The sequence below is a fragment of the Pseudomonas sp. H1h genome, assembly GCF_000633255.1.
Taxonomy (GTDB): Bacteria; Pseudomonadota; Gammaproteobacteria; order Pseudomonadales; family Pseudomonadaceae; genus Aquipseudomonas.
Genome location: NZ_AYMJ01000018.1, coordinates 409597 through 423699, shown reverse-complemented (window position 1 = coordinate 423699; position 14103 = coordinate 409597). Strand labels below are relative to the sequence as shown.

Genomic DNA, 14103 nt, shown 5'->3' with positions numbered 1-14103 from the left:
ACGACATGAGTGCCGTGATCAAAGACGCATCCCAGCAGAACGACAAACCCCTGGTCAGCCTGCGCAACCTGAACAAGCACTACGGCGACTTTGCCGCCGTCGACAATATCTCGCTGGACATCAAGGACGGCGAGTTCCTGACGTTCCTCGGCTCCAGCGGCTCGGGCAAGAGCACCACGCTGTCGATGCTCGCCGGATTCGAAACACCAAGCAGCGGCGAGATCCTGGTCAACGGTCAGTCGCTGGTCAATGTGCCACCGCACAAGCGCGACATCGGCATGGTGTTCCAGCGTTACTCGCTGTTTCCGCATCTGTCGGTGCGCGACAACATCGCCTTCCCGCTGGCGATCCGCAAACTCGCCGCCGCCGAACGGGACAAGCGCGTCGACGCCATGTTGAAACTGGTGCAACTGGAACAGTTCGCTCACCGCCGCCCTTCGCAACTCTCTGGCGGTCAGCAGCAACGGGTTGCCATTGCCCGGGCGCTGGTTTACGAGCCACGCATTCTGTTGATGGACGAACCGCTGGGTGCGTTGGACAAAAAGCTGCGGGAAGACCTGCAGGACGAACTGCGCCAGCTGCACCGACGCCTGGGCATCACCATCGTCTACGTGACCCACGATCAGGAAGAAGCCATGCGTCTGTCGCAGCGCATCGCGATTTTCAGTCACGGCAAGATTGTCGGTCTGGGCAGCGGTTATGACTTGTACCAGAACCCGCCGAATGCGTTTGTCGCATCGTTTCTCGGCAACTCGAACTTCCTCAAGCTCAAGGCACAGGGCAACGCAGCGGCGAGCTTTGAGGGACAGTCGCTGTCGATTCGACTGACTGCCGGGTTGCACACCAATCAGGATGTGCTGCTGATGGTGCGCCCGGAAAAGGCCCTGGCGCTGAGCGTGCAACAGGCAAATGATGAGCCGTTGGCAGCGGGTTGGAATGAAGTGTCGGCGAAGGTCGTGGAAGTGCTGTTCCTGGGAGAAAGCCAGACTTGCAGCGTGGTCACCTCGGGCGGGACTTCGATGACGGTGAAGGCGCTGTCGGCGGCGGGCATGCCGCTCAAGGCCGCAGATGCGGTGCGGGTGCGCTGGGCGACCGCCGATGCCTGCGTGTACACCGAGTGGACTGAAAGCGACCTCAACAAAGCGGCCGGCGCTCACTGAGGGTCTCAATAACACCAAAAACCCACTTGTGGGAGCGGGCTTGCTCGCGAATGCGCTGTGTCATTCGACATCAACAGTGACTGACGCACCGCATTCGCGAGCAAGCCCGCTTGTGTCTAGCTAAGGGAATAAACTCTGGGGTGAGAGGGGTGGATGGAGAATTCGGGGCTGACCGGGATCAAGGGTGGGAGTGGGCTTGCTCACGAAGGCGGTGTGTCATTTGGTGAAGATGGTGGCTGATCCGGCGCCTTCGCGAGCAAGCCCGCTCCCACAGGGGGATCGTCGGTGGATGGAGAATTCGGGGCTATCCGGGATCAAGGGTGGGAGTGGGCTTGCTCACGAAGGCGGTGTGTCATCCGCTGAAGATGTCGGCTGATCCGGCGCCTTCGCGAGCAAGCCCGCTCCCACAGGGGGATAGGCGGTGGATGAAGAATTCGGGGCTGACCGGGATCAAGGATGGGAGTGGGCTTGCTCACGAAGGCGGTGGGTCATTTGGTGAAGATGGTGGCTGATCCGGCGCCTTCGCGAGCAAGCCCGCTCCCACCGTTCTTTGGGGCACTCAGCTAATCGGGGTGAAACCTTCAATGTCGTCCGGCCATGCCGTCAGCACTTCGAAGCCCGTCTCCGTCACCGCTACCATGTGCTCCCACTGCGCCGACAACGAGCCGTCCTTGGTCAGCACGGTCCAGCCGTCCGGCATGTTCTTCACATGGCGTTTGCCGGCATTGAGCATCGGCTCGACAGTGAAGATCATCCCCGCCTTGAGCTTCATGCCCTGATTGGGAAAACCGTAATGCAGTATCTGCGGTTCATCGTGATAGACCTTGCCAATGCCATGGCCGCAGTACTCGCGCACCACGCTGAAACCTTCCTTCTCCGCCAGGCTCTGGATCGCATGGCCGATGTCACCCAGCGTCGCGCCCGGGCGCACCATGCGAATGCCGGCGCACATCGCCTCGTAAGTGGTCTTGATCAGGTGCTGCGCCTCAGGCGTCGTCTCACCCACCACGTACATGCGACTGGTGTCGCCGAACCAGCCGTCCTTGATCACCGCGATGTCGAGGTTGACGATGTCGCCGTCCTGCAACGGTGTGCCCGAGGGAATGCCATGGCACACAACATCGTTGACCGAGGCACAGACGGTTTTCGGGAAGCCGTGATAACCGACGTTGGCCGCAATCGCCTTCTGCACATTGACGATGTAATCGTTGCACAACCGATCCAGCTCATCGGTAGTCACCCCGGCCTTGACGTGCGGTACCAGCATCGCCAGTACTTCGGCGGCCAGCTTGCCGGCAGCGCGCGACTGGGCGATTTCGGCAGGGGTGTTGATCTTGATCTGGTTTCTCATGCGCTGACGGCTTCCTGAGTCAGTTGATGCAGATCCAGCCCGCCGTTCTGTTCGGCGCGGATCAGCAAGCGGCAAATGGCGCTGTGGTCGAGGTTGGGGTGCAGTTCGGCGAGCATGCCGATGCGCATCCAGTGCTCAGCCTGCGCGTTGATCGAGCGGCTGAGTGCGGTGCTGGAGATGCGCAGGTTCTCGTGCATGTCTTCTGAAATCTTTACGATGCCCATATCCGAATCCGATACGAAGTGTATATGGATCGTATATTAGCCAAGTGCCGTCGGCGATTGCAACCTTGCGCAGGGATTGGCAAATCGCAGGCAAAAAAAAGCTGCCAAAAGAGGCAGCAAAAACTTTAAGAACACGCGATTGATTGGGCTCAGCATAGACGCCGGATAATGACAGTGTCGTGACAACCGCAAATTCATTGAACCGCCCCTGCCCCGTCATCAGGATGTCATCAAGACAGCGGCAGAATCCTCGCAAACCGTCTTGCGCCTTCGACGGACGTTTTGCAAGGACTCCCATGAAATCAGACGCCTCGCTGTTTGCCGCCATCGACCTGGGTTCGAACGCGTTTCGAATGATGATCGGCCAGTCGGTTCGCAGCCGAAAGGGCTTCGTGATTCAGGAGGTGAAAACCTTGCGCGAGCCGGTAAGACTGGCCGAGGGTTTCGACGGCGGTGCACTGGACACGATGGCCCTGGATCGTGGCTGGCAGGCGCTGGCACGGTTTGGCAAAAAACTGCGCGGTTTTGAAGCGGGTCGGGTTCGAGCGGTGGCGACCAGCGCCGTACGCGAGGCCGACAATGCGCAATTGTTTCTCGCCAGCGCCGAGCGGCATCTGGGTTTTCCCATTGACGTCATTTGCGGCCATGAAGAGGCGCGCCTGGTGTACGCCGGCGTGACCCACACGCTGGCAGGCGCCGAAGACTTGCGGCTGGTGGTCGACATCGGTGGTGGTTCCACCGAGCTGATTCTGGGCCAGGGTACGCAACCGCTGCTCACTGAAAGCATCGCCATCGGCAGCGGCACGCTGGGCGCACGCTATTTCCCCGACGGACGGATCGCTCCCGGCGCGCTGCAGGAAGCCGAGCGTGTCGCCATCCTGCAATTCGAGAAAGTCGCCCGGCGCTACCGCGCACAGGGCTGGCAGCAGACCATCGGCTCGTCAGGCACCGCACGCATGCTGGCAAAAGTGCTCAAGGCCAATCGGCTCAATGACTTCGGCCAGGACGGCATTACCTATGGCGGCCTGTTGCGCCTGTCGCTCCTGCTGCTGAAAGTGCAGGACGTCCAGCAATTGAAGCTTGCCGGCTTGCAGAAACATCGCCAGAGCATCCTCCCGGGCGGGCTGGTGCTGATGCTGGCGGCGTTCAAGGTGTTCGGCATTTCGCAGATGGTGCCGTCGGAACCCGGGCTGCGCCTAGGCGTACTTCACGGGTTGATGAGCCGCCACTGACACGGTGTGAGCCAGCCTCCCCCAATGGCCACCACCCCCCGTGGGAGCGAGCCTGCTCGCGAAGGCGTCCGATCAGCCAACACCCGTGCTGAATCAACCGGACCCTTCGTGAGCAAGCCCACTCCCACCCTTGATCCCGGCCAGCCGCAGATCCGCCACCCACCGACTATTCCCTGTGGGAGCGGGCTTGCTCGCGAAGGCGTCCGATCAGCCAACACCCGCGCTGAATCAACCGGCCCCTTCGTGAGCAAACTCACTCCCACCCTTGATCCCGGCCAGCCGCAGATCCGCCATCCACCGACTATCCCCTGTGGGAGCGGGCTTGCTAGCGAAAGCGTCCGATCAGCCAACACCCGTGCTGAATCAACCGGCCCCTTCGTGAGCAAGCCCACTCCCACCCTTGATCCCGGCCGCCCGCAGATCCGCCACCCACCGACTATCCCCTGTGGGAGCGGGCTTGCTCGCGAAGGCGAAGTGTCAGTCGACACATCCTTGGCTGATGCACCGAGTTCGCCAGCAGGTTCGCTCCCACACGGGGATTGTGCTCAGGGCTTCAAGCCAGTTCTTTGCGTAGTTGGCGAGCGGCGGTGACCATGTGCACCAGCGCCGCTTCAGTCTCCGGCCAGCCACGAGTTTTCAGGCCGCAGTCCGGGTTGACCCACAGCCGCTCTGCCGGAATCCGCTGGGCGGCCTTGCGCAGCAGGTTGGCCATTTCCGAGGCATCCGGGACGCGTGGCGAGTGGATGTCGTAGACGCCCGGGCCGATCTCGTTCGGGTAGGCGAAGGCTTCGAAAGCATCGAGCAGTTCCATGTCCGAGCGCGAGGTTTCGATGGTGATCACGTCGGCGTCCATCGCGGCGATGGACTCGATCACATCGTTGAACTCGCTGTAGCACATGTGAGTGTGGATCTGGGTTTCGTCACGCACGCCGCAAGCGCACAGGCGGAATACTTCGGTGGCCCAGTCCAGATAGTGCTGCCACTGCGCCCGACGCAATGGCAAACCTTCGCGGAACGCGGCTTCGTCGATCTGCACGATCTTGATCCCGGCGGCTTCCAGATCCACCACCTCATCACGGATCGCCAACGCCAGTTGGCGAGCCTGGATTTCACGGGACACGTCTTCGCGGGGAAACGACCACATCAGCATGGTCACGGGGCCGGTCAGCATGCCTTTCATGACCTTGTTGGTCAGGCCTTGGGCGTAGCGGATCCACTCCACAGTCATGGCCTTCGGACGACTCAGATCGCCAAAGATCACCGCCGGTTTGACGCAGCGCGAACCGTAGCTCTGCACCCAGCCGAAACGAGTGAACACGTAGCCGTCCAGTTGCTCGGCGAAGTACTCGACCATGTCGTTGCGTTCGGCTTCACCATGCACCAGTACATCGAGCCCCAGTTGCTCCTGGATTTCCACGGCGTGGCGGATTTCGCTGTACATGGCTTCGGTGTATTCGGCTTCGCTCAGCTTGCCCTGCTTGAATGACTGGCGCGCCAGACGAATCGAAGCGGTCTGCGGAAACGAACCGATGGTGGTCGTCGGGAACAGTGGCAAGTCGAGCCTGGCGCGTTGTTTGCCGATGCGCCGGGTAAACGGCGACTGGCGCTGGCTGTCTTTGCCCGTGATCGCGGCAACACGCGCCTGGACGGCAGGTTTGTGAATACGGGGGGAAGCGGCGCGAGCCGCCTGAACCGAGCGGCTTTGAGTCAATGCACGCAGCACGTTGGGTGCTTCCGGCTGGTTGACCGCTTGCGTCAGAACAGCCACCTCTTCGCACTTCTGTACGGCGAACGCCAGCCAGCTTTTCAGTTCGGCATCGAGTTGGTCTTCGCGGCCAAGGTCCACCGGGCTGTGCAGCAACGAGCACGATGGCGCGACCCACAGACGATCACCCAGACGCTCATGCGCATGCTGCAAGGTAACGAGGGCGCTTTCCAGATCGCAGCGCCAGACGTTACGACCATTGACCACACCCAGCGACAACACTTTATAGGCCGGCAGACGATCAAGGATGGTCGGGTACTGCTCCGGTGCGCGCACCAGATCAATGTGCAGGCCATCGACCGGCAAATTGGCGGCCAGACCGAGGTTTTCTTCCAGACCACCGAAGTAGGTGGCAACCAGCTTCTTCAGCGGATCACGCTGAATCTGGTTGTAGGCGCGTTCGAAGGCGTTCTTCCAGTCCTGCGGTAGATCGAGTACCAGAATCGGCTCGTCGATCTGTACCCACTCAACACCAAGCGCGGCAAGACGGGCGAAGATCTGCCCGTACAGCGGCAGCAAACGATCCAGCAATTCCAGCTTGTCGAATTCGGCGCCTTTGGCCTTGCCCAGCCACAGGTAAGTCAGCGGGCCGATGATCACTGGCTTGACGTTGTGACCCAATGCCCGGGCCTCTTCGACTTCTTCGAACAACTGTTCCCAGCCAAGCTGAAACTGCTGATCGGCGCTGAATTCCGGGACCAGGTAGTGGTAGTTGGTGTCGAACCACTTGGTCATTTCCTGAGCGTGGGCACCGCCGCAGCAACTGTCGCTGACGCCACGGGCCATGCCGAACAGGGTTTGCAGCGTGGCCTTGCCGTCGTGCGGTCGGAAGCGCTCGGGGATCACGCCGAACATCAGCGAGTGGGTGAGCACCTGGTCGTACCAGGCGAAATCGCCCACCGGCAGCAGTTCGATGCCGGCGTTTTTCTGCAGGTCCCAGTGGGCCTTGCGCAGCTCACGACCCACCTCACGCAGGCCGGCCTCGTTCAGTTCTCCTTTCCAGAACGCCTCTTGCGCCTTCTTCAGTTCGCGGTCGCGACCGATGCGCGGAAATCCGAGGGAATGGGCCAGTGCCATAACAAAAAACTCCAATGTCTTGTTGATGGTGGCCATTGTCGAGATCAAGCCTTGGTGAGACAAACTCATTTTAATCTTGATGATCACAAGTTTCCCTCATGATCGTATGATCGCGGCTTTTCGCCTCGCAACGATTCCGTTCACGCATCACCCAGTGGTGTGCACTGCAGGATATTGATCAGCAGATCAAGCCGTTGATGACCGATACGACGCCCTTTGAATACTCAATGGCGCCTCGATATAAACCCGCCATAACCGGCCCCTTGCAGGCTTCGATTTTGTTCTATGGTTAGATCGAAATGGCTGAATTCACGACTGACTAAAGGTTGCGACAGATCATGTCTGAGCCTATGTTGCACGCGAGCTTTTCCCCGCGAATGGAACGCGATCAACACCACTAAGAGGTGAAGAAATGTCAAAGGAATCACGCCCTGCCGTACTTGGGCTGATCGGCAATACTCCGCTGGTTCAAGTCACTCGCTTCGATACCGGACCGTGCACACTGTTTCTCAAACTCGAATCACAGAACCCTGGCGGCTCGATCAAGGATCGCGTCGGCCTGGCGATGATCGACGCCGCTGAACGCGATGGCCGCCTGCAACCGGGTGGCACCATCGTCGAAGCCACCGCTGGCAACACTGGCCTGGGCCTGGCGCTGGTTGGCCGCGCCAAAGGCTACCGCGTGGTGCTGGTGGTGCCGGACAAAATGTCCACCGAGAAAGTCCTGCACTTGAAAGCCATGGGCGCCGAGGTGCACATCACCCGCTCGGATGTCGGCAAGGGCCACCCCGAGTACTACCAGGACGTCGCCGCACGCCTGGCCAAAGATATTCCCGGCGCCTTCTTCGCCGACCAGTTCAACAACCCCGCCAACCCGCTGGCCCACGAGTGCAGTACCGCACCGGAAATCTGGGCGCAGACCGAGCATGACCTGGATGCGATCGTGGTCGGCGTCGGTTCCGCCGGCACCCTGACCGGCCTCAGCCGCTTCTTCAAGCGTGTACAGCCGGATCTGGAAATGGTCCTGGCCGATCCGGTCGGTTCGGTGATGGCGCAATACAGCCGCGACGGCACGATGCCCAAACCCGGATCGTGGGCAGTGGAAGGCATCGGCGAGGATTTCATTCCGTCGATCACCGATCTGACCAGCGTGCGCCACGCCTACTCGATCAGCGACGAAGAAAGCTTCGACCACGCCCGCCAGTTGCTGCGCGCCGAAGGCATTCTCGGTGGCTCGTCGACCGGCACCCTGCTGGCCGCCGCGCTGCGTTATTGCCGCGAACAGACCGAGCCCAAACGCGTGGTCAGCTTCGTCTGCGACACCGGCACGCGCTATCTGTCGAAGGTCTACAACGATCAGTGGATGACCGATCAGGGCCTGTTGCAACGCAAGGGTTATGGCGACCTGCGCGACCTGATCGCCCGCCGCTTCGAAGACGGTCGAGTGATCAGCGTCGGCCCCGACGACACCCTGCTGACCGCGTTCCAGCGCATGCGCCTGGCAGACGTCTCGCAGCTGCCGGTGCTGGTTGAAGGCAAACAGCTGGTCGGCGTGATCGACGAATCCGACATCCTGCTGGCGGTGCACGAAGACGCCGCACGCTTCAGTCAATCGGTGTCCAGCGTGATGACCGACAAGCTGCAAACCCTCGCGCCCGGCGCCCACCTCGCCGAGCTGGAATCGGTGCTCAGTCGCGGCCTCGTGGCGATCATCGCCGACGCCTCGGGCTTCCACGGCCTGATTACGCGCACCGACATGCTCAACCAATTACGGAGATCCCTCGCATGAGTCAGCACGACGATAAATCCCAAGGCTTCGCGACCCGGGTGATCCACGCCGGGCAAACGCCGGACCCGACCACTGGCGCGCTGATGCCGCCGATCTACGCCAATTCGACGTACCTGCAGGACAGCCCCGGCGTGCACAAGGGCTTCGACTACGGGCGCTCGCACAACCCGACGCGTTTCGCTCTGGAGCGTTGCGTGGCGGATCTGGAGGGCGGCACCCGCGCGTTCGCCTTCGCATCCGGGCTGGCGACGATTTCCACCGTGCTCGAACTGATCGATGCCGGTTCGCACGTCATCTCCGGTAATGACCTGTACGGCGGCACGTTCCGCCTGTTCGACAAGGTGCGCCAGCGCAGTGCCGGGCATCGTTTCAGCTACGTCGATCTGACTGACCTGGCGGCGTTCGAAGCGGCGCTGCAGGACGACACACGCCTGGTCATCGTCGAGTCACCGACCAACCCATTGCTGAGCCTGTCGGACCTCGCCGCTATCGCCCGTATCTGCCGCGCACGCGGAATCATCAGCGTGGCCGACAACACCTTCGCCAGCCCGTATATCCAGCGGCCGCTGGAGTTGGGTTTCGATATCGTGCTGCATTCGACCACCAAGTACCTGAACGGGCACTCGGACGTGATCGGCGGCATTGCGGTGGTTGGGCAGAATGCCGAACTGGCGGAAAAACTCGGCTTCCTGCAAAACGCCGTCGGTGCGATTTCCGGGCCGTTCGACGCGTTCCTGACATTGCGCGGGGTGAAAACCCTGGCGCTGCGCATGGAGCGTCATTGCAGCAACGCGCTGGAACTGGCCAAGTGGCTGGAACAGCAACCGCAGGTCAAACGCGTCTACTATCCGGGCCTGCCGTCGCACCCGCAGCATGAGTTGGCCAAACGGCAGATGCACGGTTTTGGCGGGATGATCTCGGTGGATCTGAACAGTGATCTGGAGGGCGCACGGCGCTTTCTGGAAAACGTGAAGATCTTTGCGCTGGCCGAAAGCCTGGGCGGCGTCGAAAGTCTGATCGAGCATCCGGCGATCATGACCCACGCGACCATTCCAGCTGAAACACGCGCGAAACTGGGCATCGGCGATGGCCTGGTGCGTCTGTCGGTGGGTGTCGAAGACCTCGAAGACCTGCGCACCGATCTGGCACACGCGCTGTCGAAAATCTGATCCTGCAACAACGACAAAGCCCGCAGCAATGCGGGCTTTGGTGTTCGAGTAGGCGGCCAGTGCTGGTCTCTGGCTTACAAGGTTTATCGGGCCTCTCACAGTACAAAGCAACCATGGAAAAAGAGCGGCGCTTTGCTGCCTCACACGGCATAAGGGCTGGATCTCAGCGCGGAGATCTTTCTAACCGTGTACCCTTCGGAACGCGCCCCACGTCCCCTTGCTATCCGCTTGCGCATCAGTCTGCGTCTTCGCCTACACCTTTGAGGCTAGCAAAAGCCTCGTAGCCATGGGCGCCTGTTTTTAGACTGATTTCCTTCAAGCAGTCTTGTGCAAGGAAGTTAACCGACTATCGCTTCCCCGCCCCCGCCACCGGTGCCGCCGTTTTACCGATCTATACTTTTCAGTTCGCTATCGCGGTTTCATGCAATAAGTCGACACCCGTGCGCTTTGCAGTGCGCCCGTGCCAATCGCCAATCTGGTCAACCCCGGGCCAACGAATGCTGTGTGGCTGATGGGTCGTGGAGAAAATCATGAAACACACGCTTTTGTCTGGCGCCATTCTTGCGGTCGCGGCGACCGTCATGCTGCCAACGGCCTGGGCTGCACAGCCGCAGGCGCTGGCTTCCGATGGCGCAGACCATGTGAAGGCTGGGGCGGTCGCCTCCGATGGATCTGATCATGTAGGCGCTGGAGCGGTTGCCTCCGATGGTTCCGATCATGTCGGCGCGGGTGCAGTCGCCTCCGACGGTTCCGATCATGTCGGCGCTGGTGTCGCCTCCGATGGATCTGATCATGTAGGCGCTGGAGCGGTTGCCTCCGACGGTTCCGATCATGTCGGCGCTGGTGCAGTCGCTTCCGATGGCTCTGATCATGTCGGCGCTGGTGCAGTCGCCTCCGACGGTTCCGATCATGTTGGCGCTGGTGCAGTCGCTTCCGACGGTTCCGATCATGTCGGCGCTGGAGCGGTCGCTTCCGATGGCTCCGATCATGTCGGCGCCAATACCCTGGCCTCCGACGGGACCGACAAGGTCGGCGCCAACCGTTATGCCTATTCGCGCGTTGGGGTCGGCTCCGATCGCGTTGCCTCGGCGCTGATGACCGGCAGCTATTCCGACCAGTTCAACAGCCCGCAATAATTGGCATGAGGCGACCCGCCCGGGTCGCCTCACCCACCGCCGCACTAGCACATTTGTGCTAATCGACCGCCCCGCCGCCCGGCGTTATATTCCCTCGCACCCCCCGATGCTCCCCAACATTGCCGCTGTGCAGTGCGCGGGATCGTTGTGCCTGGAAATCAGAACAACACCAAGGAAGAAGCACCATGAAACTGCCTGCAAACCTGTACAAAGTCGCCATCGTCTGCACCCTGCTGGTCGGCGCCAGCGGTTGCCAGACCGCCAAACCCACCGAAGCCAGCATGAAAGAACGCGCCCAGACCGTCATCGGCAAACCGGTGTCGAAAATCGACAACATCCGCAGCGACAGCACCCTCACCTACTACACCGCCTACACCCCGGCCGGCGAGTACAACTGCGAGTTACCCAGCGGCGCCATTGTCGCGGTGGCGAGCATGGGCATCATGAGCCCGCCGCTGTCCTGCCTGCCGAAAGGCGCCTCACCACTGCCAGTTCAGTAATTCATCTTCCCGGAAAAGGACTCCGTCCCATCATGAAAACCCTGATCGCAACTCTCACCCTCACCGCCTTCGCCCTGACGGGCTGCGCCACGCCCAAACAGTGGGAAGCCACTGGTGGCAGCAAGAACGACGGCGTCGTTCAGGTCTCCTATGAACTGGGCCAGTTTGAAAGCGGCCAGACCAGCGCCGCGCAAGGCCTGACGGTCGCGATGGAGCGCTGCAAGACCTGGGGCTACAAGAATGCCGAGGTGACCGGATCGGAGAAAAACATCTGCCGCACCATGGGCCAGTACAACTGCCTGCAAACCACCATCACTCAGGACTACCTCTGCAAGCGTTGATTCAGACCTCGACCGGGTCGGTTTGCCGGTCGCGCAGGGCCCGCAAGGTCGCGCGCAGCTCGGCCGGGCGTACCGGTTTGGACAGGATGGCAATTTGGCGGTCGTGCAAGGCCGCCTGTATTTTTTCAATGTCATGGCCGGTGATGATCATGGCCGGCACCGCGAAGCCGCGCTGACGCCGCACGGCGTCGATGCACTCGATACCGTTGCTGTGCGGGCCGAGGTCATAGTCGGCGACGATGATCTCGCAGTCCGTCAGCAGATCCACGCCCGTCAGCTCCGCCTGCACCACGCAGCCCCAACGCTCGAGCAGCGCCGAGGTTGCCAGCAGCACGTTGCGGTCATCCTCCACCAGACACACCTTCAAACCGGTCAACAGACCGACCTGCCGCGCGTCATCACGACCGGTCGACAACGGCGGCTGCGCAGCGAAAGGCAACCCGAACAAGGTCACCGCCGTTCCCCGCCCAAGCTGCGAGCGCAGCGCGACATCGACACCCACCAACTGCCCCAGACGCTTGACGATCGACAGCCCGAGACCCACGCCTTCGACGTCCTTGTCTCGCACCTGGCGCACCCGGTAGAACTCTTCGAAAACCTTGGGCAAATGCTCTTCGGCGATCCCGTTGCCCTGGTCATAAATCACGATCGCGAGCCCGGTTCCACGCCGACGGACACCCATCAGCACCGGACGATGTGCCCCGTATTTGAAGCAATTGGAGAGCACGTTCTGCACCATGGTCGCGAGCAGCGCCGGATCAGTTCGCACCCAGTAGGGGCAAGGTCGCAAGCGCAGTTCCACGCCTGCCCAACGCGCCGCTTCGGTATTCTGCCGGACCAGATCAGCGAGCCACTCGCCCAGATTGAACACCTGCAGCTTGGGCAGGACGCGTCCGTTGTCGAGGGTGTACAGATCGAGAATCGAGCGGAACAACTGCGAAACGTTGAGCAACGAACGGTCGATGTTGTCGACCAGTTGCCGCTCGTCCGCACCCAGCGGCGATTCGCGCAGGCACGCGGTAAACAGGCCGATAGAGTGAATCGGCTGGCGTAGATCGTGACTGGCCTGAGCCAGAAACCGCGACTTTTCCAGATTAGCCGCGACGGCCTCTTCGGACGCCTTGCGCGTACGCTCCAGCAGCAAGTGCGCGTAGAACGGGATCACCGTGCTGGTGAGCATCAGCATCAACACCATGTACGGTTGCGCCTGCCACACCGGCGTCAGCTGATAAACCGCCATCAACGCCACCAGCGCCAGCCCCGTGGCAATCGCCAGATAGCGCGAGCCGTAGCGCATGCCGTTGCCCAGGTTGACCCAGATGATCACCGCATACAGCGGCAACGCCGCTTCGCCACCGATCACCAGGCCAAAGCAGGTGCCGGTGTAATCGTGGACCATGCCGAAAATCCGCCGCGCCGGATAATGCCCGGGCCAACGCACGATGGCCTGGCGCAGGCCGATCGACGCCAGCAGAAACAGGGCGATGTAAACCACCACCGGCACATAGGTATCGAAGCGCTGACCTGGCAAGACACCGAGCGCGCAGATATACACCATGGCAATACTGGCGATGATAATCCGCAGATTGGCCTGATCCAGCTCGGTGTTTTTCTCGAACTTCATGGGCAACGTCCTTGTGCAACCGTCGTCAGATTCAGCACCCGGCGACAGGCAAACTGCGCCGGCGGTGCTAAGGTGCATGCCGTGAACAACGCCTGATCCAGGGAGGGTCACGCCATGACATGCCGAATCATCATAGCCGACGATCACCCACTGTTTCGCGAGGCCATGCGGCGCACCGTGCAGCGCCTGCTGCCCGAAGCGACGCTCGAGGAAGCCGGAGATCTCGAGGCCGTGCAGGCCTTGCTGCCCGGCGGCAGCGAGCCGGACACGCTGATTCTCGACCTGCGTTTCCCCGGCCTGACGTGCATCAGCCAACTCGCCGACCTGCGCCGAAAGTTGCCGCGCACCACATTGATCGTGGTGTCGATGGTGGACGACGAAGCCCTGATCGGTGAAGTGATGGCGGCCGGCATCGACGGTTTCATCGGCAAGAACATCGCCCCGGACGAAATCGGTGAGGCGATCCTGGCGATCCGGGAAGGCGAAGTGCTGGTGAGGTTCGCCCCTTCAGGGCTATTACCGCTGGAGACCGGCGCCGCCCTCACCCCGCGTCAGCAGGACGTGTTGCGGCTGATCGCCCAAGGCAAGACCAACAAGGAAATCGCCCGGGCGCTGGATATCTCGCCGTTCACCGTGCGCATCCATGTGTCGTCGTTGTTGCGCGCGCTGAACGTGCCGTCGCGGGCAGCCGCCGCCGTGAAGTATTCGGGAGGCAGCGGGACAATTTAAATGAAC

12 protein-coding genes are annotated in these 14103 nt (G+C 61.4%); 8 read left to right on the top strand and 4 right to left on the bottom strand.

The annotated features are described in order from the left end of the window. Positions 1-5 precede the first annotated feature (5 nt). Positions 6-1160 (top strand): ABC transporter ATP-binding protein, encoded by a 1155-nt coding sequence (locus tag U862_RS0117670; RefSeq protein WP_025111626.1) that lies wholly within the window; start codon positions 6-8, stop codon positions 1158-1160. A gap of 559 nt (positions 1161-1719) precedes the next feature. Here the strand turns inward: U862_RS0117670 and map are convergent. Together map and U862_RS0117660 are read right to left on the bottom strand one after the other, a co-directional pair. Beyond that, positions 1720-2511, bottom strand: coding sequence for a type I methionyl aminopeptidase (gene map, locus U862_RS0117665; protein WP_025111625.1), 792 nt, complete (start codon positions 2509-2511; stop codon positions 1720-1722). Further along, positions 2508-2735, bottom strand: coding sequence for a ParD-like family protein (locus tag U862_RS0117660; protein ID WP_025111624.1), 228 nt, complete (start codon positions 2733-2735; stop codon positions 2508-2510). The genes map and U862_RS0117660 overlap by 4 nt, the downstream gene beginning before the upstream one ends. A 296-nt stretch (positions 2736-3031) precedes the next feature. On the opposite strand from U862_RS0117660, the gene U862_RS0117655 reads away from it, so the two are divergent. Beyond that, the gene (locus U862_RS0117655; RefSeq protein ID WP_025111623.1) at positions 3032-3967 is read left to right on the top strand and encodes a Ppx/GppA family phosphatase; all 936 of its coding nucleotides are present in this window, start codon (positions 3032-3034) and stop codon (positions 3965-3967) included. Positions 3968-4520: 553 nt separating this feature from the next. Here U862_RS0117655 and metE read toward each other — a convergent pair. Then, a complete protein-coding gene (gene metE, locus U862_RS0117650; protein ID WP_025111622.1) occupies positions 4521-6809 on the bottom strand; it encodes a 5-methyltetrahydropteroyltriglutamate--homocysteine S-methyltransferase in 2289 nt (762 codons plus the stop codon). A 412-nt stretch (positions 6810-7221) separates the two neighbouring features. Between metE and U862_RS0117645 the strand changes: the two genes are divergently transcribed. The 5 genes from U862_RS0117645 (at position 7222) to yecR (ending at position 11744) form a co-directional block, all read left to right on the top strand. After that, the gene (locus U862_RS0117645) at positions 7222-8598 is read left to right on the top strand and encodes a cystathionine beta-synthase (RefSeq protein WP_025111621.1); all 1377 of its coding nucleotides are present in this window, start codon (positions 7222-7224) and stop codon (positions 8596-8598) included. Continuing rightward, entirely contained in the window at positions 8595-9767 is a 1173-nt protein-coding gene (locus U862_RS0117640) for a cystathionine gamma-synthase (protein WP_025111620.1), read from the top strand. The genes U862_RS0117645 and U862_RS0117640 overlap by 4 nt, the downstream gene beginning before the upstream one ends. 530 nt (positions 9768-10297) lie before the next feature. Continuing rightward, the gene (locus tag U862_RS30910; RefSeq protein ID WP_025111619.1) at positions 10298-10903 is read left to right on the top strand and encodes a hypothetical protein; all 606 of its coding nucleotides are present in this window, start codon (positions 10298-10300) and stop codon (positions 10901-10903) included. 185 nt (positions 10904-11088) lie between these two features. Then, a complete protein-coding gene (locus U862_RS0117630; protein ID WP_025111618.1) occupies positions 11089-11403 on the top strand; it encodes a hypothetical protein in 315 nt (104 codons plus the stop codon). A 32-nt stretch (positions 11404-11435) separates the two neighbouring features. Further along, on the top strand, positions 11436-11744 hold the full coding sequence (gene yecR, locus U862_RS0117625) for a YecR family lipoprotein (protein WP_025111617.1): 309 nt from the start codon (positions 11436-11438) through the stop codon (positions 11742-11744). Between the two features lies 1 nt (position 11745). Here yecR and U862_RS0117620 read toward each other — a convergent pair whose 3' ends face one another. Continuing rightward, entirely contained in the window at positions 11746-13368 is a 1623-nt protein-coding gene (locus U862_RS0117620) for a hybrid sensor histidine kinase/response regulator (RefSeq protein ID WP_025111616.1), read from the bottom strand. Positions 13369-13482: 114 nt separating this feature from the next. On the opposite strand from U862_RS0117620, the gene U862_RS0117615 reads away from it, so the two are divergent. After that, the gene (locus U862_RS0117615) at positions 13483-14097 is read left to right on the top strand and encodes a response regulator transcription factor (protein ID WP_025111615.1); all 615 of its coding nucleotides are present in this window, start codon (positions 13483-13485) and stop codon (positions 14095-14097) included. Positions 14098-14103: the final 6 nt, after the last annotated feature.